Source organism: Streptomyces sp. NPDC007084 (assembly GCF_040703595.1).
In the GTDB taxonomy this organism is placed as follows: Bacteria; Actinomycetota; Actinomycetes; order Streptomycetales; family Streptomycetaceae; genus Streptomyces.
Map to the genome: position 1 here is coordinate 12265 of NZ_JBEYFY010000002.1, position 26228 is coordinate 38492.

At 72.0% G+C, this 26228-nt stretch carries 24 protein-coding genes and 1 riboswitch; of the genes, 3 read left to right on the plus strand and 21 right to left on the minus strand.

The genetic code is table 11. The features are described from left to right. Nucleotides 1-663: 663 nt before the first annotated feature. From AB0912_RS02000 to AB0912_RS02055, 12 genes are all read right to left on the minus strand, one after another. Nucleotides 664-1023: an MmcQ/YjbR family DNA-binding protein gene (locus AB0912_RS02000; protein WP_366695748.1), complete on the minus strand. Its 360-nt coding sequence runs from the start codon at nucleotides 1021-1023 to the stop codon at nucleotides 664-666. Nucleotides 1024-1073: 50 nt separating this feature from the next. Continuing rightward, the gene (locus AB0912_RS02005; RefSeq protein ID WP_366696263.1) at nucleotides 1074-1643 is read right to left on the minus strand and encodes a GNAT family N-acetyltransferase; all 570 of its coding nucleotides are present in this window, start codon (nucleotides 1641-1643) and stop codon (nucleotides 1074-1076) included. An 11-nt stretch (nucleotides 1644-1654) separates the two neighbouring features. Then, complete coding sequence (locus AB0912_RS02010; RefSeq protein WP_366695750.1) at nucleotides 1655-2236, minus strand: XRE family transcriptional regulator; 582 nt, start codon at nucleotides 2234-2236, stop codon at nucleotides 1655-1657. 149 nt (nucleotides 2237-2385) lie between these two features. Next, nucleotides 2386-3297 carry a LysR family transcriptional regulator gene (locus AB0912_RS02015; protein WP_366695752.1) on the minus strand — a complete coding sequence of 304 codons (912 nt, stop codon included), beginning with the start codon at nucleotides 3295-3297 and terminating at the stop codon, nucleotides 2386-2388. Nucleotides 3298-3394: 97 nt separating this feature from the next. Continuing rightward, on the minus strand, nucleotides 3395-4588 hold the full coding sequence (locus tag AB0912_RS02020; RefSeq protein WP_366695754.1) for a glycine C-acetyltransferase: 1194 nt from the start codon (nucleotides 4586-4588) through the stop codon (nucleotides 3395-3397). A gap of 19 nt (nucleotides 4589-4607) precedes the next feature. After that, nucleotides 4608-5636 (minus strand): L-threonine 3-dehydrogenase, encoded by a 1029-nt coding sequence (gene tdh / locus AB0912_RS02025; RefSeq protein ID WP_366695756.1) that lies wholly within the window; start codon nucleotides 5634-5636, stop codon nucleotides 4608-4610. A gap of 224 nt (nucleotides 5637-5860) precedes the next feature. Then, a complete protein-coding gene (locus tag AB0912_RS02030; RefSeq protein ID WP_366695758.1) occupies nucleotides 5861-6448 on the minus strand; it encodes a GAF domain-containing protein in 588 nt (195 codons plus the stop codon). Next, nucleotides 6445-7044 (minus strand): ATP/GTP-binding protein, encoded by a 600-nt coding sequence (locus AB0912_RS02035; protein WP_366695760.1) that lies wholly within the window; start codon nucleotides 7042-7044, stop codon nucleotides 6445-6447. Before AB0912_RS02035 ends, AB0912_RS02030 begins: the two co-directional genes overlap by 4 nt. Then, on the minus strand, nucleotides 7022-7393 hold the full coding sequence (locus AB0912_RS02040) for a DUF742 domain-containing protein (protein WP_366695761.1): 372 nt from the start codon (nucleotides 7391-7393) through the stop codon (nucleotides 7022-7024). The genes AB0912_RS02035 and AB0912_RS02040 overlap by 23 nt, the downstream gene beginning before the upstream one ends. A 2-nt stretch (nucleotides 7394-7395) precedes the next feature. Continuing rightward, nucleotides 7396-7830 carry a roadblock/LC7 domain-containing protein gene (locus AB0912_RS02045; RefSeq protein WP_081220442.1) on the minus strand — a complete coding sequence of 145 codons (435 nt, stop codon included), beginning with the start codon at nucleotides 7828-7830 and terminating at the stop codon, nucleotides 7396-7398. A gap of 132 nt (nucleotides 7831-7962) precedes the next feature. Next, the gene (locus AB0912_RS02050) at nucleotides 7963-10176 is read right to left on the minus strand and encodes an ATP-binding protein (RefSeq protein WP_366695763.1); all 2214 of its coding nucleotides are present in this window, start codon (nucleotides 10174-10176) and stop codon (nucleotides 7963-7965) included. Nucleotides 10177-10519: 343 nt separating this feature from the next. Then, nucleotides 10520-11737, minus strand: a complete 1218-nt coding sequence (locus AB0912_RS02055) for an MBL fold metallo-hydrolase (RefSeq protein WP_366695765.1) — start codon at nucleotides 11735-11737, stop codon at nucleotides 10520-10522. A gap of 406 nt (nucleotides 11738-12143) precedes the next feature. Here AB0912_RS02055 and AB0912_RS02060 point away from each other — a divergent pair, with 406 nt between their 5' ends. Both AB0912_RS02060 and AB0912_RS02065 read left to right on the plus strand, forming a co-directional pair. Then, complete coding sequence (locus AB0912_RS02060) at nucleotides 12144-13322, plus strand: Glu/Leu/Phe/Val dehydrogenase dimerization domain-containing protein (protein ID WP_366695767.1); 1179 nt, start codon at nucleotides 12144-12146, stop codon at nucleotides 13320-13322. Nucleotides 13323-13371: 49 nt separating this feature from the next. Further along, nucleotides 13372-13992, plus strand: a complete 621-nt coding sequence (locus AB0912_RS02065) for a TetR/AcrR family transcriptional regulator (protein WP_366695769.1) — start codon at nucleotides 13372-13374, stop codon at nucleotides 13990-13992. A gap of 221 nt (nucleotides 13993-14213) precedes the next feature. Here the strand turns inward: AB0912_RS02065 and AB0912_RS02070 are convergent, their stop codons facing one another. The 3 genes from AB0912_RS02070 to AB0912_RS02080 form a co-directional block, all read right to left on the minus strand. Beyond that, nucleotides 14214-14999 carry an SGNH/GDSL hydrolase family protein gene (locus tag AB0912_RS02070; protein WP_366696264.1) on the minus strand — a complete coding sequence of 262 codons (786 nt, stop codon included), beginning with the start codon at nucleotides 14997-14999 and terminating at the stop codon, nucleotides 14214-14216. A 264-nt stretch (nucleotides 15000-15263) separates the two neighbouring features. Then, nucleotides 15264-16163 carry a LysM peptidoglycan-binding domain-containing M23 family metallopeptidase gene (locus AB0912_RS02075; protein ID WP_366695771.1) on the minus strand — a complete coding sequence of 300 codons (900 nt, stop codon included), beginning with the start codon at nucleotides 16161-16163 and terminating at the stop codon, nucleotides 15264-15266. 4 nt (nucleotides 16164-16167) lie between these two features. Beyond that, nucleotides 16168-16340: riboswitch (cyclic di-AMP (ydaO/yuaA leader) on the minus strand. A 283-nt stretch (nucleotides 16341-16623) separates the two neighbouring features. Beyond that, on the minus strand, nucleotides 16624-18696 hold the full coding sequence (locus AB0912_RS02080; protein WP_366695773.1) for an alpha-galactosidase: 2073 nt from the start codon (nucleotides 18694-18696) through the stop codon (nucleotides 16624-16626). A gap of 199 nt (nucleotides 18697-18895) precedes the next feature. Between AB0912_RS02080 and AB0912_RS02085 the strand changes: the two genes are divergently transcribed. Further along, nucleotides 18896-19693: a tyrosine-protein phosphatase gene (locus AB0912_RS02085; protein ID WP_366695775.1), complete on the plus strand. Its 798-nt coding sequence runs from the start codon at nucleotides 18896-18898 to the stop codon at nucleotides 19691-19693. A 54-nt stretch (nucleotides 19694-19747) separates the two neighbouring features. On the opposite strand, the gene AB0912_RS02090 is transcribed toward AB0912_RS02085, so the two are convergent. From AB0912_RS02090 to hpnH, 6 genes are all read right to left on the minus strand, one after another. After that, nucleotides 19748-19897: a DUF6126 family protein gene (locus AB0912_RS02090; protein WP_366695777.1), complete on the minus strand. Its 150-nt coding sequence runs from the start codon at nucleotides 19895-19897 to the stop codon at nucleotides 19748-19750. Then, nucleotides 19894-20604 carry an XRE family transcriptional regulator gene (locus AB0912_RS02095; protein WP_366695779.1) on the minus strand — a complete coding sequence of 237 codons (711 nt, stop codon included), beginning with the start codon at nucleotides 20602-20604 and terminating at the stop codon, nucleotides 19894-19896. Before AB0912_RS02095 ends, AB0912_RS02090 begins: the two co-directional genes overlap by 4 nt. A 61-nt stretch (nucleotides 20605-20665) precedes the next feature. Next, nucleotides 20666-22066 (minus strand): aspartate aminotransferase family protein, encoded by a 1401-nt coding sequence (locus AB0912_RS02100; protein WP_366695781.1) that lies wholly within the window; start codon nucleotides 22064-22066, stop codon nucleotides 20666-20668. After that, nucleotides 22063-24015 (minus strand): 1-deoxy-D-xylulose-5-phosphate synthase, encoded by a 1953-nt coding sequence (gene dxs, locus AB0912_RS02105; RefSeq protein WP_366695783.1) that lies wholly within the window; start codon nucleotides 24013-24015, stop codon nucleotides 22063-22065. Before dxs ends, AB0912_RS02100 begins: the two co-directional genes overlap by 4 nt. Nucleotides 24016-24042: 27 nt before the next feature. Then, entirely contained in the window at nucleotides 24043-25200 is a 1158-nt protein-coding gene (gene ispG / locus AB0912_RS02110) for a flavodoxin-dependent (E)-4-hydroxy-3-methylbut-2-enyl-diphosphate synthase (protein ID WP_366695785.1), read from the minus strand. Nucleotides 25201-25204: 4 nt separating this feature from the next. Continuing rightward, on the minus strand, nucleotides 25205-26227 hold the full coding sequence (gene hpnH / locus AB0912_RS02115; RefSeq protein WP_366695787.1) for an adenosyl-hopene transferase HpnH: 1023 nt from the start codon (nucleotides 26225-26227) through the stop codon (nucleotides 25205-25207). Nucleotide 26228 lies beyond the last annotated feature (1 nt).

A 26228-nucleotide genomic window follows, 5' to 3' on the forward strand; every position in this document is an offset into this window, starting at 1 on the left:
CCCGCCCCGGAGAGCCCGGACTCACCTGGGACAGGACCGGCGCCGCCCGCCTCGGACGGCCCGGACCCCCTTCGGGCAGGACCAGCGCCCTCCACCCCGGACGGCCGGGAACCACCTCGGGGAGGACCAGCGCCCTCCACCCCGGACAGCCGGGAACCACCTCGGGGAGGACCCGCGTCCTCCACCCCGGACGGCCCGGAACCGCCTCGGGCAGGACCGGCCCCGCTCATCCCTGACGGCCCCGAGCCCCCTGCGGCGGACCGAGCGACGCCCGCCCCGGACGAACCCGGACCTCCCGGCACCGGACCGGCACCGTCATCCGGCCGGGTAACGCCTACGGTCCCCGAGGGTTCCGCGGCGCCATCCTCCGTACCGGAAAGCCCACTTGACGGGCGGGACGCTCCCGGTGACAGGTCACGCCCGTCCCCGGGCGACCCCGTGCGCCGGGCCGCCGCGCCCCGCTCGTCCACGACGGGGTCCTTTGTCGCGCACCCCGACGGTCCCCCGCACCGCGGCTCGTCGCCCGATGAGGTCCTGGTCATCCCGCTCGCACCCCTCCCCTGGCCGCCGGCCTGCCTCACGACTCCCCCACGAAGCCGTCCGTCCGGCACTCCACTCCTGTTCCGGATCATGCCACGGGGGTCTGACAACGCCGGAGGTGTTTCAACCGGCGGACGGGGCGCCCAACTCCGGGTGGGCCTCGATCAGTCGGGGCGGGGCCGCCTGGCGCCAGGAGTCGGCGAGGATGTCCCGGAGTTCGTCCTCGTCCTCCAGGGCGGAGAGCCGGGCCCGGACCCAGGCGAAGCCGGCCTCGTGGTCGGCGGTCCAGAACTTGCCCGGCTCGGCCAGGACCAGTTCGTCGCGCTCCTCCTTCGGGCAGCGGACGGCGATGGAGGTCTCGGCCTCGGGCAGCGTCGCGAACATCTTTCCCGCGACCCGGAAGGTGGGCATGCTCCAGGCGATCTTCTCCGTCGTGTCCGGCAGGGAGAGGGCGATCCGTCGTACGTCTTCGGCATCCGGCATGCGTCGCACGCTAGCGGGCCGCACTGACATCGGCGGACGGAAGCGGCACGTCAGAGCGCGGCCGGTCCGGTGTCCGCGCCCAGCCGTTTGTAGAAGAGCGTCGTCGGTCGCAGCTCGCCGGACGGGGTCGCCGCGTAGTCGGGGATCGCCCCGACGCGGGTCCAGCCGGCCGAGAGATAGAGGGACTCGGCGGGGCTGTCCGTCTCGGTGTCGAGGTGCAGGAGGGTGACGCCCGTCGCGGCGGCGGCCGTCTCCGCCGTGGCCAGGAGCGTCCGGCCGAGGCCCTGCCCGCGCCCCGCCCGGTGCACCATCAGCTTCACGAGTTCCGCCCGGTGCACCATCAGCTTCACGAGTTCCGCGCGGTGGCGGCTGTTGGGCTTGTCCGGGCGGTCGAGGCTCACGGTGCCGAGCAGCCGGGTGCCGCGACGGGCGGTCCAGACGGTGAGGTGCCCCGCCGCGACGGCGGTCGCCCGTGCCTCCCACCAGGCGACGGCATCGGACCGGCCGAGCGGCGCGAGGAAACCGATCGAGGCCCCGCCCGCCACGGTGTCGACGAGCAGATCGGCCAACTCGCCTGCGGCGTCGAGGAGTTCACCCTCGTCGAGTCGGGACACGGTGATGATGGGGCCGGTCACGGGAGCACCACCGCCAGGACGTAGCGCACGTCTTCGGGGCCGGGGCAGCGAAAGCGCGTCGGGCCCCACACCCGCAGCCGGAGGCAGTCGCCCACGCCGAGCCGGTGCTCGACGTCCCGCGCGGTCACGTCGAGCGACCCTTCGAGGACCCAGATGTGCTGTTCCAGGCCGGGTACGGGAGGCCGGTCGTAGGCGATGTCGGCGCCGGCCGTGAGGCGACCCTCGACCAGTTCGCCCCGCAGTCCGGCGTGCGGGGGTGACACCGACCGCCGCTCGAAGCCGGAGGCCCGGTCCGTCCACACCGTCTGGTCGGCGGCGCGGACCAGCGGCGCCGGTTCGGCCTCGATCTCGCTCAGCAGGTGGGACATGGTCCGCCCGTACACGTGGCAGAGGCGGTTCAGGAGCGAGGCCGTGGGGCTGATCTCAGCGCGCTCGGCACGGGACAGGGTCGAGCGGCTGACCCCGCTCCGCTCCGCCAACTCGCCCAGAGACCAGCCCCGTTCGGCTCGCAGCTCGGCCAGCCGCGCCCCGAGCCGGGCGTCGACGGCGTCCGCCGCCTCAACTTCTCCGCTTCCCATATCCGGGATCGTATCCCATATACGAGACAGGGCGCGATCGTCAGTCGCCCGCCGCGGCCTCCGTCAGCGCCAGACACCCGTCGCGGCCTCCGTCAGCCCAGTCGCCCTCGCCGGCCTCCGTCAGCGCCAGACACCCGTCGCGGCCTCCGTCAGCGCCAGTCGCCGGTCGCGGCCTCCGTCAGCGCCTCCAGAACCGGCCGGATCAGCGGATGCCCCTCCGCTCCGCGGCGGACGGCGGCGAAGACCCGGCGGGTGGGCGGGACCCCGTCGACGGGGCGGACGACGACTCCGGTGAGTTCCATCCCCCGCAGCGCCGAGCGGGGCACGAGGGCGACACCGGCGTCGGCCGAGGCGAGGGCGACGACCGCCCGGAAGTCGTCCGAGGAGTGTTCGAGACGCGGCTGGAATCCGGCGTTCTCGCAGGCCAGGACGACCACGTCATGGCAGGGGTTGCCGGGGTAGGGGCCGATCCACGGGTCCTTGGCCAGTTCGGCGAGCGGCACCTCCTCGGCGCCGGCCAGCCGGTGGGCGACGGGGACGACCGCGTCGAAGGGCTCGGCGTAGAGCGGGACGTGGGTCAGGCGCGGGTCGTCCGCGTCCGGCGCTCCCCGGTACTCGACGGCCACCGCGATGTCGACCTGCCGGTCCAGCACCATCGGCAGGCTGGCGTCCCCCTCGGCGTCCTGGACCCGCAGACGGATACCGGGGGCGGAGACGGCCAGCCGGGACAGGGCGGGGGCGACGACCAGGTTGATGCCGGTGGCGAAGGCCGCCACCGTGACCGTACCGGCCGATCCCGAGCTGTACGCGGCCAACTCGGCCTCCGCACGCTCCAGTTGGGCGAGTACGGAGTTGGTGTGGCCGAGCAGGATCTCGCCGGCCGGGGTCAGCCGTACGCCCTTGGCGCCGCGCTCGACCAGCCGGTGGCCGGTCTCCTGCTCCAGCGCGGTCAACTGCTGCGAGACCGCGGAGGGGGTGAGGTACAGCGCGGCGGCTGCCGCGGTCACCGTACGGTGGTCCGCCACCGCACGGAGGATGTGGAGCCGCCGCGCTTCGATCATGCGACCGATTCTCTCAGGTCACAGGGGTACGCCGGTCATCCGACCGCGGGGCCGGGATCGGCGGAGCCGGGCCGTAGGACAGGCGTCTCCCCTCCCCTCAGCCCTGGAGTTCCGCCCGTGCCGCCACGAAGGCGTCCACCGCGCGGTTGACGTCCTCCGTGGAGTGGCCGGCGGAGAGCTGCACCCGGATGCGGGCCTTGCCCTGCGGGACGACCGGGTAGGAGAAGCCGATCACGTAGACGCCGCGTTCCAGGAGCAGTTCCGCCATCCGGCCGGCGACGGAGGCGTCACCGATCATGACGGGCGCGATGGCGTGGTCACCGGGAAGGATGTCGAAGCCCTCCTCGGTCATCCGGGACCGGAACAGCGCGGTGTTCTCGGCGAGCCGCACCCGCAGGTCGTCGGCGGACTCCAGCAGGTCCAGGACCTTCAGGGAGGCCCCGGCGATCACCGGGGCGAGGGTGTTCGAGAAGAGGTAGGGGCGGGACCGCTGGCGCAGCAGGGCGACGATCTCGGCGCGGGCCGCGACGTAACCGCCGGAGGCGCCGCCGAGGGCCTTGCCGAGGGTGCCGGTGATGATGTCGACGCGGTCCATGACGCCGTGCAGCTCGGGGGTGCCGCGACCACCGGGGCCGACGAAACCGACGGCGTGCGAGTCGTCCACCATGACCATGGCGTCGTAGCGGTCGGCGAGGTCGCAGATCTCCTTGAGCGGGGCGACGTAGCCGTCCATGGAGAAGACGCCGTCGGTGACGATGAGCCGACGGCGGGCGTCGGAGGCCTCCTTGAGCTGCGCCTCCAGGTCGGCCATGTCGCGGTTGGCGTACCGGAAGCGGCGGGCCTTGGAGAGGCGGATGCCGTCGATGATCGAGGCGTGGTTGAGGGCGTCGGAGATGACCGCGTCCTCGGCACCGAGGAGGGTCTCGAAGACACCGCCGTTGGCGTCGAAGCAGGAGGAGTAGAGGATCGTGTCCTCCTGGCCGAGGAACGCGGACAGCCGCGCCTCCAGCTCCTTGTGCACCTCCTGCGTACCGCAGATGAAGCGCACGGAGGCCATGCCGTAGCCCCAGCGGTCCAGGGCCTCGTGGGCGGCGGCGACGACCTCGGGGTGGTCGGCGAGGCCGAGGTAGTTGTTCGCGCAGAAGTTGAGGACCTCACCGGGGCGGCCGCCCGCGGTGACGTTCACGGTGGCGGACTGCGGGGTGCCGATGACCCGCTCGGGCTTGTACAGCCCGGCGGCGGTGATCTCTTCGAGGGTGCTGCGCAGGTCGTCACGGACGGAGTCGAACATCATCAGTTCCTTAGAGTCCTCAGAGGGTCCAGTCGAGGATGACCTTGCCGCCGCGACCGCTGGCGGCGTCGGCGAACGCGTCCTCGTAGTCGCGGAATCCGTAGCGGCCGGTGATCACGGGCGCGAGGTCGAGGCCGCCCTCCAGCAGGACCGACATCGCGTACCACGTCTCGAACATCTCGCGGCCGTAGATGCCCTTGATGGTGATCATGGAGGTGACGATCCGGGACCAGTCGACCGGGAACTCCTCGGAGGGCAGGCCCAGCATCGCGATCCGGCCGCCGTGCGTCATGTTGGCGATCATGTCGCGCATGGCCTCGGGGCGGCCAGACATTTCCAGGCCGATGTCGAAGCCCTCGCGCAGGCCGAGGGTGCGCTGACCGTCCGCGATGGTGGCGCCCGAGACGTCGAGCGCGAGGCTGACGCCGATCTTGCGGGCCAGTTCGAGGCGCTCCTCGCTGACGTCGGTGATGACGACGTTGCGGGCGCCCGCGTGGCGGGCCACGGCGGCGGCCATCAGGCCGATCGGACCGGCGCCGGTGATCAGGACGTCCTCGCCGACCAGCGGGAAGGACAGGGCGGTGTGGACGGCGTTGCCGAACGGGTCGAAGATCGCGGCGACATCCAGGTCGACGGGGACGCGGTGCACCCACACGTTGGCGGCGGGCAGCACGACGTACTCGGCGAACGCGCCGTCGCGGCCCACGCCGAGACCGACCGTGGCACGGCACAGATGGCGGCGGCCCGCGAGGCAGTTGCGGCACTTGCCGCAGACGAGGTGGCCCTCGCCGCTGACCCGGTCGCCGACGTTGATGTCGGCGACGTCGCGGCCGGTCTCGACGACCTCACCGACGAACTCGTGGCCGAGGACGAGGGGTGTGGTGATGGCCTGCTGCGCCCAGCCGTCCCAGTTGCGGATGTGCAGGTCGGTGCCGCAGATACCGGTCCTGAGGACCTTGATCAGCACGTCCGTGGGGCCTGCCTGCGGCTCGGGGACGTCCGTGAGCCAGAGCCCGGGCTCCGCCTTCTCCTTGACCAGCGCCTTCACGCGACGGCTCCTGTGGGTGAGGTCCCGGGAAAGGGCACGCCGAAGGCAGCCCAGGCCGGGGAGAGGGGTGAATTCCCTGAGGAATCTGCCCTACGACGGTACCTCCGGTCCATCGAGGTTTTCTTAAGCGCGGCCCCAGCTTTCCTTCACGCCCCGGATACGCCCCGGGGCCGCCCCGCATTTCCCCGCCTCTTTCCCGCCCTTTTCCGGTTTCCCTCCCCGCGTCAGAAGCCGTGGGCGCCTTCCCGCCGTTCGAGTTGTCCGGCCAGTTCCGCCGCCATCGACTTGATGGTCTCCAGGCCCGCCTTTCCCCACGGGCGCGGTTCGACGTCCTCGACGCAGATCGTGCCGAGCGCGATACCGGTGCTGTCGATCAGCGGAGCGCCGAGATAGGAGCGCACGCCGATCTCGTCGACGAGCGGATTGCCCGCGAAACGCGGGTAGTCGCGCACGTCCTCCAGGACGAGCGCCTTGCGGCGGACCACGACGTGCGGGCAGAAGCCGTACTCCCGGCCCAGACGTCGGCCGATGCCCCGCTCCCGTTCCCGCTCCCCCGCCGGAATGTCACCGAGCACACCGCCGCGGTCGGGCGTGTGCAGGCCGGCGAAGAACTGCTGTTCCTCGCCGACGAACGTGACCTTCGAATACGGAGCGGCGGCCACCCGCGCCAGCCGGTCGGCGAACACGTCGAAGGCGGGCTCGGCCCGCTCCCCGAGACCGAGCCGGCGCAGCCGCCGCACCCGGGCCGGGGCATCCCTGTCCTGGGGGGTCAGCAGCAGACGGCCTGTCGGCCTGGGCGGGTCGTAGCTCATGTCCGCACCCCCTGGCCGGGCAGACGCACGGGGGCGTGGGCGAGCAGATGGCGGACCAGGGTGAGCAGGGTCTGCACGCCCGAGCTGGAGATCCGCGCGTCGCAGGGCACGATGGGGATCGCGGGGTCGAGGTCGATCGCCGCGCGCACCTCGTCGGGGCTGTAGCGGTACGAGCCGTCGAACTCGTTCACCGCGACGATGAAGCCGAGGCCGCGCTGTTCGAAGAAGTCGACCGCCGCGAAGCAGTCCTCCAGGCGGCGGGTGTCCGCGAGGACGACCGCGCCGAGCGCGCCCTCGGAGAGTTCGTCCCACATGAACCAGAACCGCTCCTGCCCGGGTGTGCCGAACAGGTAGAGCACGTGTTCCTGGTCGAGGGTTATCCGGCCGAAGTCCATGGCGACGGTCGTCTCGACCTTGTTCTCGATGCCGTCGAGGTTGTCGGTCGCGGCGCTGACCGTGGTGAGCAGCTCCTCCGTGCTGAGCGGCGCGATCTCGCTCACCGCGCCGACGAAGGTCGTCTTGCCGACCCCGAACCCGCCCGCGACCAAGATCTTCAGCGCGGTGGGAAAGGGGTCAGAGCTGTCGTCGTAGTCCATCGAGCACTGCCTCCAGAAGAGACCGGTCAGTGGGGTTGTGGTGGAACTCCGGGGGCTTGGTGGTGAGCGCCCCGCAGTCGACGAGGTCGGACAGCAGCACCTTGGTGACCGCCGCCGGCAGCTTCAGATGAGCGGCGATCTCCGCGACGGAGACCGGTGCCCCGCACCGTTCGAGTGCCTGGCTGTGCTCGGGCCCCAGGTAGCCGAGGGGTGTGGCTCCGGTGGCCATGACCTGCGAGAGGAGGTCGAGGGCGGTCGACGGACGGGTTCGGCCGTTGCTGACGGTGTAGGGGCGCACCAGGCGTCCCGCGGCATCGTCCAGCCAGGGCCCGTCGCCGGCCGCGGTCACGCTCAAGACCTCATCGCCGGGGTTTCGACGGCGTGCTGCCGGGGCGCGGTGACCAGGTAGGGCCGGACGCTCTTGACCAGCATGGCCATCTCGTAGCCGAGCACCGCCGCGTCCGCCTCGCGCCCGGCGAGCACGGCCAGACAGGTGCCGGAGCCGGCGGTGGTGACGAACAGCAGCGTCGAGTCGAGTTCGACCACGACCTGCCGGACGTCACCGCCGTCCCCGAAGCGCACACCGGCGCTGCGCCCGAGGGAGTAGAGGCCGGAGGCCAGCGCGGCCATGTGGTCGGCGCTGTCCGGGTCGAGCCCGTGGACGGACTTCACGAGCCCGTCGCAGGACAGCAGTACGGCGCTGGTGGTGTGGGGTACGCGCTGGACGAGGCCGCTCATCAGCCAGTCGAGGTCGGAAACGTGGCCGGTCGGCGCATCGCTCGCCATGGGGGATCGACTCCTTGGGGTACGAAGGTCTGCGGGAGCGGTGGGGGGGGCTGTGTGGGGGTTGCGGTCAGGGGTGTGCGGTCAGGTGTGCGGTTCGTGGGTGTGTGTGGGGGGGGGGGGGGGGACGGACGGTCATCCGGCCGGTGGGCTCCCGTCCGTGCGGCCGGTACGCCCGGTTCGGTCGTGTCCGGACGCGGTGTCCGGGTCCTCGTGCGGCACCGGCGCGTACGTGCTGTGTGCCTCGCCCGCGTACGGCACCGGAGTCCCCTGCGTCAGGGGTACGGCGCCGGTGCCCGGGTCGTCGGAGGGCGGGGCCGGGGCGGGCACCCCACCGGGGTGGGACAGGGGGCCGTCCGCCGCCTGCTGAGGCGCCCGTTCCACCGGTCTCGGCACGCCTTCCGCCGCCCCGGGCGCCCTTTCTGTTTCCGCCGCCCCCGGCGCCCTTTCCGCCGGCGCCGGGACCGCATCCCGGTTCGGAGTCCCCGGGGACGCCTCCCTGGCATGGGCGGCCTCCGCGCGTCCGATACCGCGCTGGAACGCGGCCATGAGCCCCGGATCGTGCCCGACGACCTCTTCCGGTTCCTGCCGGGCCACGGGACCCTCGCGCAGTTGCGGGACCAGGTGTTCCTGGGCGCGCCGCCTGGGCAGGTGGGGCTTGCCCATGGTGCCGCGCACGGCGCCCGTGCGTGGGGTGGGCGGACGGCCCACGTGCTCCGCGGCGGCGGCCCGGTCCTCCGCCCGGATGCCGGGTACGGCGTCGGCGGGGTTGGGGCGTCGGGCGCGGTTCGTGCGGGTGGGGAGCGGCGCGGGGCCGCCGTCTGGCGTGCGGCCTGGGGCCGGGACCGGCGGAGGCGGCGTCTCGCCGGGGGCGAGTTCGCGCTGTGCCTGGCGCGGGATGGGGGCCACCGGGCGGCCGGTGGGGGCGGCGGCCGTGTGTCCCGTCACGGGCTGAGGAGCCAGAGCCGGGGCGGGCGCCCTCGAACCGCCGGGTGCCAGAGGCGCACCGGGCGGCAGAGGTACACCCGGCGTCACAGGCACGCCGGGCGCCAAGGGCACGCCGGGCGCCGGATGTCCGCCGCCCGCCCCCTGCCGTACGCCGGCCTCGTGCTGTACGCCCGCGGGCCCGAGCGCACCCGGCGCCGAGCCCAACAGCTCCTGCGGGACGACGAGTACGGCTTGGACACCGCCGTAGATGTTGCTCTGGAGGCGTACGTGGATGCCGTGCCGGCGGGCGAGTTGCGAGACGACGAACAGGCCGATCCGCCCGTCCTGGAGGAGGCTCGCGACCTGGACCTGGTCGGGGTCGGCGAGCAGGGCGTTCATCTTGTTCTGTTCGCCCGGCTGCATGCCGAGGCCCCGGTCCTCGACCTCGATGGCCAGCCCCGAGGTGACGAGGTTGACGCGGAGCAGGACCTGCGTGTGCGGGGCGGAGAACACCGTGGCGTTCTCCACGAGTTCGGCGAGCAGGTGGATCACGTCGGCGACGGCGTGGCCGCGCACGGTGCCCTCGATCGGCGGCACGAGTTTGACCCGGGAGTACTGCTCGACCTCGGCGATCGCGGACCGCAGCACCTCGGTCATGGAGACGGGGTTGCTCCACTGGCGGCGCGAGACGGCGCCGCCGAGCACCGCGAGGTTCTCGGCGTGGCGGCGGATGCGGGTGGCGAGGTGGTCGACGTGGAAGAGCCCCTTGAGCAGGTCGGGGTCCTCGATCTCGTTCTCCAGCTCGTCGAGGATGGAGATCTCCCGGTGCACCAGGGACTGCAGGCGCCGGGCGAGATTGACGAAGACCTCGACCTTCTGTTCGCTGCCCGCGTGGCCGGAGAGCCGCGCCGCCTGGACGACGGCGGCGACGGCGCCGTCGTGGACGCGGGACAGGTCGGCGGCGAGCAGCTCGAAGTCGTCGGCGTCGGCGGGCGGCTGCCTGCGGGACTTGCGCGCGGGCGGGCTCTCGCCGCGGCGCAGGCCCTCCACGACGGTGCGCAGGTCGGCCTCGGTGCGGGCGCTGGCGCGGCGCAGGGCGCCTATGCGTTCGCCGACGGACAGGGCGGCGCGGTCGGCGGCCACGGCGGCGATGAGGATGCCGGCCATGGCGACGGCCACCGCTCCGGCGAGGACCGCCCACAAGGCGGGGCCGGGCCGGGCGCCAGTGGAGCGGACGGTGAACAGGACCGCCGCGCACCCGCTGAGGGCCACCGCCGTGGGGGGCAGGACCGCGAGGCGCAGCAGTTGCGGCCGCAGGTGCGACTCGGCCGGTGCGGGGGTGGGGCGGGCGACGGGTCGTCCGTGTCGCCCGCCGCCCTCACGGCGGTCTGCGCGTGCGGCCGGTGCGCGAAGGTGAGACATCGGCGTCCTCGTACTGGATGCGTCGGGGCACAGGGCTCCCGCGGGTCTGCGACTCGGGCATGCGCCATCACGTGCCGGTCGACGAAGCCGGGGAAATCGACCCCGTGTCGCCCGACGGCAACTGACAGTAGTCGTCAACACGTCATGTGCGATGGGCTGTTGACAAACTCCCCCGGTCGAGGTCCCGCTCTGATATGAGGCTTCGTACGGCTGACCGATAACTTCGTCGGACACTCGTTCGTAGCAGCCGCGCATCCGATCGGACCTGGTCGGAAGCGGTCACGAACAGACGGCGAGGGCCGAGGAGCGGATAGCTCCTCGGCCCTCGCCGTCGACGGGTTCGTCAGCCCGCGGGCACCGCTTCGGGGTCTCCCGTGCCGTCCGCGGCGCCGGCCACGACGTCACCGGGTGTGTCCGCCACGGCCTCCGCGTGGACCGGCCAGCCGCCCCGCGGCGTACGGGCCACGGCGCGCCACCAGAGCTCCGAGGGGACGGTCTCGGCGGTGGGCTCGAAGGGCTCGCCGGGGCGCGGCAGGGCGACCTTCGCGCCCACCGCGCGGGCGGCGGCCACGGTGCCCTCGCCCGGGTCGGCCCAGGTGTGGTTGGCCAGGTTGAAGGTGGCCCAGTGGATCGGCATCATCACGCCGGCGGGCCGCCCGCCCTGGAGGTCGAGGTGGGAGCGCATGCCCTCCTCGGGCGTCATGTGGATGTCCGGCCAGTACTCGCTGTAGGCGCCGATCTGGATCATCGTGGCGTCGAACGGGCCGTGGGCCGCGCCGATCTCCTTGAAGCCCTGGAAGTAGCCGGTGTCTCCGCTGTGGTAGATCCGGTGGGCGTCGCCCTCGACCACCCAGGAGGCCCACAGCGTGTGCTGGAAGTTGCGCAGGCCGCGCCCGCAGAAGTGCCGGGCCGGTGTCGCCGTCAGAGTGATCCCGCCGACCTTCGCCGACTCGTTCCAGTCCAGCTCGCGCAGGCGGTCCGCGGAGACGCCCCAGCGCTCCAGGTGGGCGCCGACGCCGAGCGGGACGGCGAACACCGTGTCCGTGCCGGCCAGGGCCTTGATCGTGGGCAGGTCGAGGTGGTCGTAGTGGTCGTGGGAGATGACCACGACGTCGACCGGGCCGAGCGCGGCCAGCGGCAGGGGCACCGGGTGCAGCCGCTTGGGTCCCGCGAAGGCGAAGGGGGAACAGCGCTCGCCCCAGACGGGGTCGAAGAGCACGCGGTGCCCGTCGATCTCGGCGAGGACGCTGGAATGGCCCATCCAGGTGAGCCGCAGGCCGGTCGCGGCGGGCCGGGCCAGGTCGGCGACCGTCGTCGGGTGGACGGGGACGGTCCCTTCCGGGGAGCGGTGCAGGCGCTCCTCCTTGCGGAAGTAGACCTTCGCGAACTCCAGCATCGAGCCGTCGGGCCGGGTGCGGGCGCTCTCCGGGTTCTGGAAGACGCCGTCCGCGAAGTTCGGTGATCTGCGGATGCGCTCCAGGCGCGCACCGCCCGGATCCGCGCCGAAGGCGGCGGGCCGCAGCGTGCGGAGCCCGGAGCTCAGGGTACGGAAACCGGTCACGGGTACCTCCAGAAGGAGTCGGTCAGGCTTTCATTATGGTCGTCGCCTCTGACAGCGCCGCGTCGCCCCGGTCACGACGCGATGTCCGTGCGCCCGGGCCTGTGTCTCCTCAACCCCGGCACCCGTCCGCTTCTTCCGTCCCGGGCAAAGCTCCTTCCTTGCCACGGCTCGACCCCGAGGGCCTTGCCACGGCTCGCCCCGAGGGCGATGCCCGCACCGCGCCGCACGCCCGCTCCAGAGCGCCCGGGCACCCGCGCACCCACGCGCCCACGCACGCACCCGGCGCGTTGACAGGACGCCACACCGGTTTCGATACTGAACCATGGTTCAGTAATGATCCCCGATCCGCAGGCAGGCCCCCTGCGCACCCCGGCACCACCGGGACGCCCGTCCCCGAGGAGACCCCATGACCGCCCCCCTGATGTCGCTCACCTGGACGGACCACGTCACCGGACGTCAGGGGTTCCTCGTCGTCGACCGGCTCGTGCGGGGTGTGGCGAGCGGGGGCCTGCGGATGCGGCCCGGGTGCACGCCGGCGGAGGTCGCCGGGCTCGCCCGGGGGATGACCATGAAGGAGGCGCTGCACTACGACCCGGACGGGCGGTACGTCCCGCTGGGCGGCGCCAAGGGCGGCATCGACTGCGACCCCCGGGACCCGGCGGCGTACGGCCTGCTGGTGCGGTATCTGACGGCCATGCGCCCCTACATCGAGTCCTGCTGGACGACCGGTGAGGACCTCGGCCTCTCCCAGGACCTGATCGACCGGGCCGCCGGCGAAGTCGGACTCGTCTCGACCGTCCAGGCGGTCTACCCGCTGCTCGACGACGAGACGGCGGCCCGGCGACGGCTCGCGGACGCCTTCGCGGTCGAGGTCGACGGCATCGGCCTCGACGAACTGGCCGGCGGCCGCGGTGTCACCGAGTCGGTGCTCGCGGCGCTCGACCGGGCCGGGGTCCCGTACGCGGGGACGCGGGTGGCGTTGCAGGGGCTCGGCACGATGGGCGGGGCCACGGCGCGGTTCCTCGGCCGGGCGGGACTGAAGGTGGTGGCCGTCGCGGACGTCAAGGGGACGGTCGCCAACCCGGACGGCCTCGACGTCGAGGCGCTGCTCGCCGCGCGGGACGCGTACGGGACCGTCGACCGCGCGGTGCTGCGCCCCGGTGACCGCGAACTCCCGGGCGACGCCTGGCTGTCCGCCGACGCGGAGGTGCTGGTGCCGGCCGCCGTCTCCTATGTGATCGACGCGGCCAACCAGGCCGGGATCAGGGCGCGTTGGGTGGTCGAGGCGGCCAACATGCCCGTACTGGCGGACGCGGAGGAGCAGCTCGCGGCGCGCGGGGTCACCGTGCTGCCGGACGTGGTGGTCAACTCCGCGACGAACGCCTGGTGGTGGTGGACGCTGTTCGGCGACATCGGCGCCGACGCGGACGAGGCGTTCGCCCGCATCCGGCGCTCGATGCGCGCGCTCGTCGACCGGACGCTCGCCCGCGCGGAGGCCGACGGGACGACACCGCGGGCCGCCGCCCACGCCATCGCCGCCGACCGGCTGCCGGTCATCGCGGAGCGGTTCGGCTGGTACGGATGACGCGAACTCGTGTCCGACCGCGCGGGGACCGGCTGTGTAGGGTTGCCGCGTGGCGAGAGTGCGGTTGAGCGTGGCGGAGCGGCGCGAGGAGTTGCTGCGGGCCGCCGTCGAGCAGATCGAGGCGCGGGGCGTGGCGGCGGTGCGGATCGCCGACGTGGCCTCGTCCCTCGGTGTGAGCAACGCGCTCGTCCTGTACCACTTCTCGACGAAGGAGAAGCTGGTCGCCGCCGCGTTCGCCCACGCCGCCGAGGACGATCTCGCCCACCTGCGCAAGCTGCTCGGCCGCCGCACCACCGCGCTGCGGCGGCTGCGGACGGCGGTGCGCTGGTACGCGCCCACGGGTGCGGCCAAGGGCTGGCGTCTGTGGATCGAGGGCTGGGCCGCCGCGCTGCGCGAGCCGGCCCTGCTGGAGGTCACCCGCGATCTGGACCGCCAGTGGAAGGCCGCGCTCACCGAGGTGATCGCGGAGGGTGTCGCGGCGGGCGAGTTCCACTGCCCGGACCCCGTGGCCGCGGCCCTGCGTCTGACCGCGCTGCTGGACGGTCTCGCCGTCCAGATGACCGCCTACGGCGGCACGGTCTCCCGGGCCCGCACCCTGGAGTGGGCGGATGACGCCCTGGCCCGCGAACTGGGCCTGGAGCGGGCCCAGTTGGTGGCGGGAGTCCGCTGAGGACAGCGCGCCCGGGGCGGGCGCCCGCCCGGCGCGAACGTGGTCCGGGGCGGGGTTCGCCCGTTCGCCTCCCGGGCGCGGCGTCCGCACGGCAGACGACAAGTCGGCCCCGGGCCCGAAGGACCCGGGGTGCGTGAGCGTCGCGTGGCCGCTCGGGCCACCGGCTCGATACGACCGTCCAGGACCTACGACGCCCAGGACCGCCGGCTCGGTACGCCCGCTCAGGCCACCGACTCGATGCGCATCTTGATGTCGTCCGGGGAGAGCGTGCCCTTGGCGGCTACATGGTCGCCGGAGGACTCGCCGCGCAGCCGGCGGCCGATCCAGGGCACCAGGTACTCGCGCGCCCACTGGATGTTGTCGCGCCGCACCTCGAAGGTGCCGCGCGGCGGCAGGGGCGGCCAGGGCTGGTCCGGGTCGGCGGGCACCTCCAGGCCGAGCACCTGTCCGGCGCGCAGCGCCACCCGGGTGTGCCCCTCGGGCGAGAGGTGCAGCCGGTCGCCGTCCCAGGCGCGGCGGTCCTGGATCGTCTTGAGGGACCACAGGTCGAGCACCGGGCAGCCGTAGCGGTCCGCGATGGCCCGCACATGGCCGTTGTACGTGGCGATCTTGCCGCGCAGATGCTTGAGCACGGGTACGCCCCGGGTGTCGAAGCCGGTGGTCACCATGACCGTGCCGACGGCCGAGGTGAGGTCGGCGACGGCTCGCTCGAAGCGCTCCGCGACCTCGTCGGGGTCGGTGCCGGGCCGGATGATGTCGTTGCCGCCCGCGCAGAAGGAGACCAGGTCCGGGCCGAGTTCCTTGGCGCGGACGAGCTGGGTCTCGACGATCTGGTCGAGCAGTTTGCCGCGCACGGCGAGGTTGGTGTAGTTGAAGTCGCCCTCGGGCCGCCGGTCCGCGAGCAGTACCGCGAAGCGGTCCGCCCAACCGACGAAAGCCCCGTCGGGCCCCAGGTCGCCGACGCCCTCGGTGAAGCTGTCCCCCACCGCCACGTACGACCCGATCACTGATCTGTCGTCACTCTTCGAATCGTCTGCCACGTCGGCCCATGATTCACCTTCGGATGTGAGCTACGCGACCGTAGGGAAGGGTTGACGGCCGGTGAGATAGGCCACTCGTCAAGTGTTGGTCAACCGTGGAATAAGGCTCTCATCAGGGGTGTTGAGGCAGCCGCGACCAACATCGAAGGCCGGACCCCACGGATCGTGGGGTCCGGCCTTCGATGGCTGTCCTGCCGTCAGGAGCAGGTCGGGCGGGTGCGGTGCCAGGGGTCAGCCGACGGCGACACCGTGCGAGCGCAGGTAGGCGACCGGGTCGATGTCCGAGCCGTAGTCGGGCGTGGTGCGGACCTCGAAGTGCAGGTGCGGTCCGGTGACGTTGCCGGTCGCGCCGGAGAGGCCGATCTGCTGGCCCTCGGTCACGGTCTGGCCCGCCGAGACGGACAGGGCCGACATGTGGGCGTACTGCGAGTACTTGCCGTCGGCGTGCTGGATGACGACCTGGTTGCCGTAGGCGCCGCCCCAGCCTGCGGAGACGACGGTGCCCGCGGCGATGGCCTTGATGGTGGTGCCGGTCGGGACGACGAAGTCGGTGCCGGTGTGGTAGCCGCTGGACCACATGCTGCCCGCCACCTTGTAGTTGGTGCCGATGACGGCGCCGTCCACGGGGAGGGTGTAGCCCGAGCCGTTGTCGGCGGCGGCCGGCTTGGCGGGCGCGCTCACCGGCTCGGCCTTCTGGGCCGCGGGCTTGGCGGCGGAGGGCTTGGCTGCCGAGGGCTTCGCCGGGGCGGCGGCCTTCGGGGCGGCGGCCTTGGCGCCGAGCGACAGCTTCAGACCGGGGTGGATCAGGGACGGGTCGCCGCCGATGGCGGAGCGGTTGTCCGAGTAGATCTTCTTCCAGCCGCCGGTGACGTGGTGCTCGTCGGCGATCTTGGCGAGGCAGTCGCCGGCCTTCACCGCGTACGTCGTCGTCGCGGCGGCCTTCGCGGCGGCCGGGGTGACGGTGGCGGTCTTCTGGGTGTGCTGCGCGACGGCGGCGGCCGGCGTCGCGGCGTGGGCGCCGGTGGCTCCCATCAGGGGCAGCGCGAGCGCGGCGCCACCGGTTCCGGCCACGGCGATCGAGCGGGTGAAACGCAGGGACTTGGGACGGCGGTGCTTACCCTTCGCGGGCATGGCGAATTCCTCTCCGGCGCCTGCGAGGTGAGCTGTCGGGTGCGGGCTGGAGATGCCCGGCCGCGCTGCTGCGCGGCTGTACCCCTAGCCTGTTCCGGAGTCCGGACCAGGCACGGAACCTGTGGGTCCCCCGCTCCTGCCGTGTACGGGTGAGTGGATTCCGGGCGGCGGCAGGATTGGGCGTCCGTCCGGATTGAGGCAGAACGTAAGCGAGATGAGCGCGCGTCGACAACCAGCCGCGGATTCCGGACGCTCACCTTTCTTGATCCATGCGGAATTCACCGTCACCCTCCGTGGAATGACGATCTTTACGGCCTTTCAATCCGCCCGAATTCAAGGGTGCGTTGAGAAATGCCGACGGCAACGCATCGTCACGAATATGACCCTGCTCACGCCCCCGGACCCACCTCGCCCTATTCCAGGGCCAGTTGGAATGAAGGTGCCATTTCGGACAGAACAGTCAGATACGGCGCAGCCGGATGACCGTCGCGTCGAGATCGCCGCGCAGCCCGCTGTGCAGGCCGTGGTGCAGCAGCACGGCACCTCGGTGGATTTCGCCCGTTTCGACCCGTTCATAGCCGGCCGCGGGGTCGAGTCCGCGCAGCCTGAGGGGGGCGGGGTGCTCTCCGTAGTGCTGCGCCTGGAGCCAGGCGAGGACCACCACCTCGTCCCCGAGGACGTACTGCGTGGCGCTCAGCCCGCCCGCCGGGGGCCGCAGCCGGTAGAGGTCGCCACGCTGCACGACCGGCCTGATCTCCCGGTAGAGCCCGACCCAGTCCCGCGCCTCGGCCAGCTCCTCCTCGCTCCACCGGGCGAGATCGCCGCCGACGCCGAGGACCCCGGCCATGGCGCTCACGAAGCGGAAGCGCAGGCTGCTGACCCTGCCGTTGAGCAGGTTGTTCGGGCTGTCCGTGACCCAGGCCGCCATGACCCGCGCCGGATGGATCTGACTGAAGCCGTGCTGGATGGCGAGCCGGTCGAGCGGGTCGGTGTTGTCCGAGGTCCACACCTGGTCGGTACGGGCCAGGACGCCGAGGTCGACACGGCCGCCTCCACCGGAGCACGACTCGAAGGCGACGCCGGGGTGTGCGGCGCGCAGCCGGTCGAGCAGGGCGTAGAAGGCCTCGACGTGGGCCGTCCAGAGCTTTTGCGGATAGGGCTCACCCGGCCAGCCGGCATCCGTGAAGGACCGGTTGAAATCCCATTTCACATAGTCGATCGGCGCGCCGGCGAGCAGCGCGTCCAGCCGCTCCCAGAGATACTCCTGAACGTCCGGCCGGGCGAGGTTCAGGACGAGCTGATTACGGAACTCCGTCCTGGTTCGTCCCGTTTGGTGCTGCACCCAGTCGGGATGGGCGCGGTAGAGGTCGCTGTCGGGGTTGACCATTTCGGGCTCGACCCAGATCCCGAACCCCATGCCGAGGGCGTGAACGTCGTCGGCGAGCGGTGTGAGACCGGCGGGGAAGCGGTCCGGGTTGGGGGTCCAGTCACCGAGTCCGGCGCGGTCGCTGGTGCGGGCCCCGAACCAGCCGTCGTCGACCACGAACAGTTCGACGCCCATCCCGGCGGCCCGCCGGGCGAGCGCCCGCTGTCGCTCCTCCGAGATGTCGAAGGTGGTGGCCTCCCAGGAGTTGAACAGCACCGGCCGGTCCCGCTCCGCGTCCGGGATCACGTACGTCCGCTGGTACGCGTGCCAGGCGCGGCTGGCGCCGCCGAACCCGCCGTCGCTCCACAGCCCGGCGAAGACCGGCGTGGTGAAGGTCTCCCCCGGGGCGAGGGACAGCAGGCCGGAGTCGTCGTGTCCGGCACCGCCGGTGATCTGCACGCGCCCGTCGGGGAGTTGGGCGACCAAGATCCGCCAGGAGCCGGACCAGCCGAGCGCGCAGCCGTACACCTCGCCGCTCTCCTCGGTGGCCTCGCTGTCGAGGGCGACCCAGGGCAGATGCTGGTGGCCGGTGTGCCCGCGGCGGCTGCCGATGACCTGCTCGCCGTAGGTGAGGGGTGAGCGCGTCAGCCGGGACTCGGCGGCCCAGCGGCCGTGGAGCTGGGACAGCCGCCGGCCCTCGCGTTCGGGCAGGGTCCAGGTCGCGGAGTCGGCGCGCAGCAGCTCCAGGTCGCCGGGCCCGTCGTTGACGAGCGTGACCCGGCGCTCCAGCACATCGCCGCGCGGCCGGTAGTGCAGGGTGATGCCGAGGCCGGCGTCACGGAAGCGCAGCCGCAGCTCGTCGTCCTGGACCGTCGCGTCCTCGAAGCGCCACTCGGTGCCGCGGCGCTCGGCGGTCCGTACGCAGAGGGCGGGCCGGACGAAACGGGGGCCGCCCTCGACGGGGTACTCCTCGCGTCCGTCGAGCGGGGACTCGAAGGGGCGGTAGGGCGGTGCCGGGCGGGCGGCGAGGGCCTCGGCGTCGGCGAGCGTGATCCGCGGGCCCCAGTGCAGGTGGAGCAGTTCGTCGCGTTCGGTGAGGTGGAGTGCGTAGCCGCTGGTCGGGCCGGTGAGGAGCCAGGTCCGGCCGGCCGCGCCGATCTCGATCATCAGTCCCCCACAGATCCGAACAGGTGCGCTCAGGGATCAACATCTTCGGCGCTGTCGTGGGCGGGAGGCAACGCCTGTGGACAACTCAATGCACCAGGAACGCATGTCGTATCGTCGGGAGCGCGACCGAAGACACCAGCCGCCGGGCGCCGACCGGGTCCGCCCGATGGCGAGTGGCGGCCGAAGATGAGGAGCCCCCGTGACGCAGCAGGTCCCGTCGACCGAGCCCGAGCTCGCCGGAGTTCGCAACTTCCGCGACGTGGGCGGCCTGCCCACCACGGACGGCAGGCGGGTGCGCCCGGGCCGGCTGTTCCGCAGCGGCCACCTCGCGCACGCCACCGAGGAGGACGCCGCGTTCCTCGCCTCGCTGGGACTCCACACGATCTTCGACTTCCGCAACGCGGCGGACCAAAAGCTGGAGGGCCCGGACGTCGAGCTGCCCGGCGTGCGGAACGTGAACCTTCCGCTGACCGACCCGGCGGACGGCAGCGAGTTCTGGAAGATGGTCCGCGACGGCGACCTCGACCAGCTGCGGGCGATCCTCGGTGACGGCAAGGGCGCGGACCGCATGATCGGCTCCTACCGCTCGATCATCAAGGAGCGCACGGCGGAGCACTCCCGGGTGCTGCTCTCGATGGCGCGGGACAGTGTGCCCGCGCTGATGCACTGCGCGGCCGGCAAGGACCGCGCGGGACTGTCGATCGCGATCACCCTGCTCGCCCTCGGTGTCGAGCGGGACGCGATCTTCACCGACTACCTGGAGTCGAACGCCACGCACCGGCGCTACAAGGTGCGGCGCAGCAGCTCCGCCGCCTCCGCCTACTCCCCCGAGGTCATGGAGCTGCTCAGCCCGCTCTTCGACGCGCGCGCGGAGTATCTGACGGCGGCGTTCGAGACGGTCGAGGAGACCTGGGGCGGGGTGGACCCCTACCTGGAGAAGGGCCTCGGGCTGACCCCGGAGCTGCGCGAGCGGCTGCGCGAGCACCTGCTCGACTGAGCCGGGCGTCTCCTGAGCCGCGCCTTCGCGCCGGGCCGGAGCGCGGGCCGGCGGCTACTGGTTCTGCGCTCCCAGGGTGAAGAGCAGGTAGATGAAGGCCGCGAAGAGGTGGCCGACGGCCACGTAGATGATGAGCCGGACCCACAGGGCGCGCGGGAACTTCTCCTCCATGGACCGCTTCGGCGGTTCGGTGGGCTCGGTCATGAGGTCTCTCCCGGGGTCGGGTGGCCCGCCGCCGGCCCGAGGCACAGGGCGGCGGTCGGGCTCTGCAGCAGGGTGTGGACGAACAGGAGTGCCGCGCCGGTGCGATCGGCGGCGGCGATGCGGTGCGGGGTCAGCGAGTCGAAGTGCGCGCTGTCACCGGGTGCGAGCAGGTGCGCGGTGTCGCCGAGGCGCAGCCGGAGCCGCCCTTCGAGGACGTACAGCCACTCCTCGCCGGGATGGACCCGCACGATGTCGCCCTGCGAGCCGTAGGGGACGCGGACCCGCAGCGCCTGCATACCGCGCCCGGCGGAGCCGGCCTGCCAGTAGGTCCAGCCGCCGGCCGGGGTCGGTTCCATGTCGGCGGCGCGTACGACGGCGTCGCGGTCGGCGGCCGTCTCGCCGAGCAGTTCGGAGACCGTCGTACCGTAGACGCGGGCCACGGCGAGCAGCATCGGCAGCGAGGGCTGGCGCTGACCGGTCTCCAGCCGGGAGAGGTGCGCCGGGGAGAGTCCGGCGGCGCGGGCGGCGGCCTCCAGGGTGAGGGCGGCGCGCCGGCGCAGCGCGCGGAGCTGGGGCGCCACGGCGTGCAGTCCGGCGGAAGGGTCGTGAGGCGGCTCGGCGGACGGGTCGGCGGCTCGCCCGTCGGACAGCTCGGCGAAGAGGTCGGCGGGCGGCTCGGCGGCCGTTCCCGGATCGGCGGGACTCATATACCCATTGAGCCCGAGAATTACCTCCGGGGCAATTTTCTTGCCCCGGAGGCAAAAAGCGTCAGCGGTTCGCGACCGCCTGCTTCACCAGGGTCTTCCCGAAGTCCCACATCAGTCCGCCACCGCTGTGCGCGTCGTCCATCACGGCGGTGAAGGCCTCCACGAACCGGTCGACGTCCGCCTCGTCGACGACCAGTGGCGGGATCAGCTTGATGACCTCCAGGTGGTCGCCGGAGACCTGGGTGAGGATACGGTGCCGCTGGAGCAGCGGGACGACCACCATCTGCGCGAACAGCCCCTTGCGCGCGGCCTGGAGCATGGTCCACCGGCCCCGCAGTTTGATCGACTTGGGGCGCCCGAACTCGATGCCGATCATCAGTCCCCGGCCGCGTACGTCGCTGAGCAGTTCGTACCGGTCGATCAGCGCTGTCAGCCGGTCCTTGAGCCGCTCGCCGGTGGCCCGGGCGTTCGCGACGATCTGCTCGTTCTCCATGACGGAGAGCACGGCGAGGCCGGCCGCCATGGCCTGCGCGTTGGAGCCGAAGCTCGCCGAGTGGACGAGGACCCGGTCCATCGAGGAGTAGACCTTCTTGAAGATCCAGTCCTTGCCGAGGGTCGCGCCGACCGGCACATAGCCGCCGGAGAGCGCCTTGGCCACGCACACCAGGTCCGGTTCGACGCCCTCCTCGTGCTGGTAGGCGTAGAAGTCGCCGGTCCGCCCGAGGCCCGTCTGCACCTCGTCGGCGATGAGCAGCGCCTTGTGACGGTGCAGCAACTCCTGGGCGGCGCGCAGATATCCGGGCGGAGCCTCGTGGACGCCCTTGCCCTGGATCGGCTCCACGATCAGCGCGGCGACGTCGCCCTTCTTCAACTCCCGCGCCAGGGCGTCGAGATCGCCGAGCGGGACGGCGGTGTCGGGCAGCAGTGGGGCGAAGCCGTCGCGGAAGCCGTCCTCGCCGTTGACGGACAGGGAGCCGGTGGTCAGCCCGTGGAAGGCGTGCGAGCAGTACAGGACGCGCGGCCTGCCGGTGGCGAACCGGGCGAACTTGAGCGCGGTCTCGACCGCCTCCGTGCCGCTGTTGCCGAAGAACACCCGGTCCAGGTGCGGGCTGTGGGTGAGCAGCCGCTCGGCGAGCAGGCCCGGCAGCGGCTGGCAGTCGAAGCGGGTGAGGTCGGCGAGCGAGGCGTCGAGGACGTCGTGCAGCGCCCGCCGGACGACGGGGTGGTGGCGGCCGAAGCCCATCACCCCGAACCCGGCGAGCATGTCCAGGTAGTCGTTGCCGTCCGCGTCCCAGAAGTGGGCGCCCTCGGCCCGCTCGTACACCTTGTCGAAGCCGATGGTGTGCAGCATGCGCGGGAGCTGGTGGTTCAGGTACTTGGTGTGCAGCTCGTAGCGCTCGGCTCCGCGTTCGGCGAGGAGCGCGCCGAGGTCGAACTCCCCCTTCTGTGCTGGGTCGGTCATTCCTTCTTCTCCTTGGACGACTCGTTCCGGGCCGGCGCGTCGGCGGCCTTCGACATCTCGTGGGCGGCCCGGGCCCGTTCGCCTCCGGCGGCCAGGCCGGCGCTGATGCGCCCGGCGATCTCCACCGGCGTGAGCCCGATGTCGGCCAGCACCTCGGCCCGCTTGGCGTGCGCGAGGAACTGCTCGGGGATGCCGAACCGCCGTACCGGCACGTCGACTTCGGCGTCCCCGAGGGCCAGCGCGACGGCGCCGCCGACGCCCGACGCCCGGCTGTTGTCCTCGACGACGGCGACCAGGGCGTGTTCGGCGGCGAGTCCGGGCAGCGCCGGGTCGACGGGTTTGACCCAGCGCGGGTCGACCACGGTGCAGTTGATGCCGCGGGCCTCCAGGAGTTCCGCGGTCTGCAGACAGACCGGGGCCATCACGCCCACCGCGACGAGCAGCACCTCGGGGCGCTCGCCCCGGTGCAGCACGTCGAGTCCGCCCACGTGGTCCACCGCGGGAATCGTCGGTCCGACGGACTCCTTGGGGAAGCGGACCAGGGTGGGCGCGTCGTCCACGGCGACCGCCTCCCGGAGCTGGGCCCGCAGTTGGCCGGCGTCGCGCGGCGCGGCGATCCTGAGGCCGGGCACGACCTGGAGGACCGACATGTCCCACATGCCGTTGTGGGAGGCGCCGTCGACGCCGGTGACGCCGGCCCGGTCGAGGACGAAGGTGACCCCGCAGCGGTGCAGGGCGACGTCCATGAGGAGCTGGTCGAAGGCCCGGTTGAGGAAGGTGGCGTACACGGCGACGACGGGGTGCAGTCCGCCGGTCGCGAGGCCGGCCGCGGAGACGGCGGCGTGCTGCTCGGCGATGCCGACGTCCCACACCCGGTCCGGGAACTTCGCGGCGAACGCGCCGAGCCCCACCGGGTGCAGCATGGCGGCGGTGATGGCCACGACGTCCGGGCGTTCCTCCGCGATCCGGACGATCTCCTCGCCGAACACCGAGGTCCAGGAGGGTCCGTTGGACGGGGTGAGGGGCTCGCAGGTGAGCGGGTCCATCACCCCGACGGTGTGGAAGTGGTCCTCCTCGTGGGCGAGCGCGGGCTCGTAGCCGCGGCCCTTCTCGGTCAGGCAGTGGACGAGGACGGGCCCGTGGAAGCGTTTCGCCCGGCGCAGCGCGGACTCCACGGCGCCGATGTCGTGGCCGTCGATCGGGCCGACGTACTTGAGCCCGAGGTCCTCGAACATGCCCTGTGGCGCGAAGGCGTCCTTGAAGCCCTTCTTCGCGCCGTGCAGCGACTCGTAGACGGTCTTGCCGATCAGGGGCGTGCGCTGGAGGACCTTCTTGCCCCAGGCGAGGACCTGCTCGTAGCTGTCGGTGGTGCGCAGCGTGGCGAGGTGGTTCGCGAGGCCGCCGATGGTCGGCGCGTAGGACCGCTCGTTGTCGTTGACGACGATGATCAGCGGGCGGTCCTTGGCGGCGGCGATGTTGTTCAGCGCCTCCCAGGCCATGCCGCCGGTCAGGGCGCCGTCGCCGATCACCGCGACGACGTGCCCCTTCTCCCCCTGCACCTGGCGGGCCTTGGCGAGCCCGTCGGCCCAGCCGAGCGCCGTGGAGGCGTGGCTGTTCTCGATGACGTCGTGCTCGGACTCCTCGCGGGAGGGGTAGCCGGACAGGCCGCCCTTGCCGCGCAGCTTCGAGAAGTCCTGACGCCCCGTCAGCAGCTTGTGCACATAGCTCTGGTGGCCGGTGTCCCACAGGATGCGGTCGACCGGCGACTCGAAGACCCGGTGGAGGGCGATGGACAGTTCCACCACTCCCAGGTTGGGCCCGAGGTGCCCGCCGGTCCTGGCGACCGCGTGCACCAGGAACTCCCTTGTCTCCTCGGCCAGTTCCCCGAGTTCCGGCTCGGACAGCGCCTTCAGGTCGCGTGGTCCCCGGATGTTCTCCAGCCTCGTCACGTCGGGCCCCCTCTCGGTCCGTGCTGATCAGCTCACGGTGACGGCCGGTTCGCCGGAGGCGACGCCGTCCTTCTCCATCTGCTCGGCGAGCTTCATCGCCTCGTCGATGAGGGTCTCCACGATCTTCGACTCGGGTACGGTCCTGATGACCTGGCCCTTGACGAAGATCTGGCCCTTGCCGTTGCCGGAGGCGACCCCGAGGTCCGCTTCCCGCGCCTCGCCGGGGCCGTTGACGACACAGCCCATGACCGCGACGCGGAGCGGGACCTCCATCCCCTCCAGCCCGGCGCTGACCTCGTCGGCCAGCTTGTAGACGTCGACCTGGGCGCGCCCGCAGGACGGGCACGAGACGATCTCCAGGCGCCGCTGCCGCAGGCCGAGCGACTCCAGGATCTGGATGCCGACCTTGCACTCCTCGGCGGGCGGGGCGCTCAGCGAGACCCGGATGGTGTCCCCGATGCCCTCGGAGAGCAGCGCCCCGAAGGCGACGGCCGACTTGATGGTGCCCTGGAACGCCGGTCCCGCCTCGGTCACGCCGAGGTGCAGCGGGTAGTCGCACTGGGCGGCCAGCTGCCGGTAGGCGTTGACCATGATCACCGGGTCGTTGTGCTTGACGGAGATCTTGATGTCGCGGAAGCCGTGCTCCTCGAAGAGCGAGGCCTCCCACAGCGCCGACTCGACGAGCGCCTCGGGCGTCGCCCTGCCGTACTTCTCCAGCAGCCGCCGGTCGAGCGAACCGGCGTTGACGCCGATCCGGATCGGGATGCCGGCGTCCCCCGCCGCCTTCGCGATCTCCCGCACCTTGTCGTCGAACTGCTTGATGTTGCCGGGGTTGACGCGCACCGCCGCGCAGCCGGCGTCGATGGCCGCGAACACGTACTTCGGCTGGAAGTGGATGTCCGCGATCACCGGGATCTGCGACTTGGCGGCGATGGTCGCGAGGGCGTCCGCGTCGTCCTGCGTGGGGCAGGCGACGCGGACGATCTGGCAGCCGGACGCGGTCAGTTCCGCGATCTGCTGCAGGGTGGCACCGATGTCGGACGTACGGGTCGTCGTCATCGACTGCACCGACACGGGCGCACCGCCCCCGACCGCCACCGGTCCGACCTGGATGCGCCGTGAGACACGGCGCTCCGCGATCGGCCGGACCGGCACCTCGGGGAGGCCCAAGGAAACGGCGGTCATGACGTCACCCGCGGCTTTCCGTGAAGGTCTCACGGGCGGCGCGGATGGACTCCTTGAGGGACCCCATGGTGGCGAGGACGGCCGTCGGCTCGTAGCCGCAGTGCGCCATGCAGTTGGCGCACCGGTCGTCCTTGCCGCGACCGTAGGAGTCCCAGTCGGTCTCCTCCAGGAGCTGCTTGTACGTCTGCACGTACCCGTCGCTCATCAGGTAGCAGGGCTTCTGCCAGCCGAACAGCGAGTAGCTGGGGATCGCCCACGCGGTGCACGGGAAGTCGACCTTGCCCTCCAGGAAGTCCAGGAAGAGCGGGCTCTGGTTGAGCCGCCAGCGGCGCCGGTTGCCGCCCGCGAAGGCCTTCTTGAACAGTTCCCGGGTCTGCTGGACACCGAGGAAGTGCTCCTGGTCGGGCGCCTTCTCGTAGGCGTAGGCGGGCGACAGCATCATCTCGTCGACCTTCAGGTCGTCGTTGAGGAAGTTGAGGACCTCGATGATGGTCTGCGGGGTGTCGGTGTTGAAGAAGGTCGAGTTGGTGGTGACGCGGAAGCCTCGCCGCTTGGCCTCCTTGATGGCCTCGACCGCCTCGTCGAAGACGCCTTCCTTGGCAACCGACTCGTCGTGCCGCTCGCGCAGCCCGTCGATGTGCACGGCCCAGGCGAAGTACGGCGAGGGCTTGAACTTGTCCATCTTCTTGCGCAGCAGCATCGCGTTGGTGCACAGGAAGACGTACTTCTTCTTGGCCACCAACTGCCGCACGATCTCGTCGATCTGAGGGTGCATCAGCGGCTCGCCGCCGGCGATCGACACCATCGGCGCACCGGACTCCAGGACCGCGCCCACGGCCTGCGCCACGGGCATGCGCTGCTTGAGCACACCCGCCGGGTGCTGGATCTTCCCGCAGCCCTCGCAGGCGAGGTTGCACGCGAAGAGCGGTTCCAACTCGACGAGCAGGGCGAACTTGTCCCGCTTCCTGAGCTTCTGTTCAAACAGGTATGCAGCGACCTTCATGGACTGCCGGAGCGGCATGGCCATC

Coding starts and splice junctions, on each gene's coding strand:
- AB0912_RS02000 (WP_366695748.1), bottom strand. CDS start 1,023: ATGCCGGATGCCGAAGACGTACGACGGATCGCCCTCTCCCTGCCGGAC.
- AB0912_RS02010 (WP_366695750.1), bottom strand. CDS start 2,236: ATGGGAAGCGGAGAAGTTGAGGCGGCGGACGCCGTCGACGCCCGGCTC.
- AB0912_RS02015 (WP_366695752.1), bottom strand. CDS start 3,297: ATGATCGAAGCGCGGCGGCTCCACATCCTCCGTGCGGTGGCGGACCAC.
- AB0912_RS02020 (WP_366695754.1), bottom strand. CDS start 4,588: ATGTTCGACTCCGTCCGTGACGACCTGCGCAGCACCCTCGAAGAGATC.
- AB0912_RS02030 (WP_366695758.1), bottom strand. CDS start 6,448: ATGAGCTACGACCCGCCCAGGCCGACAGGCCGTCTGCTGCTGACCCCC.
- AB0912_RS02035 (WP_366695760.1), bottom strand. CDS start 7,044: ATGGACTACGACGACAGCTCTGACCCCTTTCCCACCGCGCTGAAGATC.
- AB0912_RS02045 (WP_081220442.1), bottom strand. CDS start 7,830: ATGGCGAGCGATGCGCCGACCGGCCACGTTTCCGACCTCGACTGGCTG.
- AB0912_RS02050 (WP_366695763.1), bottom strand. CDS start 10,176: ATGTCTCACCTTCGCGCACCGGCCGCACGCGCAGACCGCCGTGAGGGC.
- AB0912_RS02060 (WP_366695767.1), top strand. CDS start 12,144: ATGACCGCCCCCCTGATGTCGCTCACCTGGACGGACCACGTCACCGGA.
- AB0912_RS02075 (WP_366695771.1), bottom strand. CDS start 16,163: ATGCCCGCGAAGGGTAAGCACCGCCGTCCCAAGTCCCTGCGTTTCACC.
- AB0912_RS02080 (WP_366695773.1), bottom strand. CDS start 18,696: ATGATCGAGATCGGCGCGGCCGGCCGGACCTGGCTCCTCACCGGCCCG.
- AB0912_RS02090 (WP_366695777.1), bottom strand. CDS start 19,897: ATGACCGAGCCCACCGAACCGCCGAAGCGGTCCATGGAGGAGAAGTTC.
- AB0912_RS02095 (WP_366695779.1), bottom strand. CDS start 20,604: ATGAGTCCCGCCGATCCGGGAACGGCCGCCGAGCCGCCCGCCGACCTC.
- AB0912_RS02100 (WP_366695781.1), bottom strand. CDS start 22,066: ATGACCGACCCAGCACAGAAGGGGGAGTTCGACCTCGGCGCGCTCCTC.
- ispG (WP_366695785.1), bottom strand. CDS start 25,200: ATGACCGCCGTTTCCTTGGGCCTCCCCGAGGTGCCGGTCCGGCCGATC.
- hpnH (WP_366695787.1), bottom strand. CDS start 26,227: ATGGCCATGCCGCTCCGGCAGTCCATGAAGGTCGCTGCATACCTGTTT.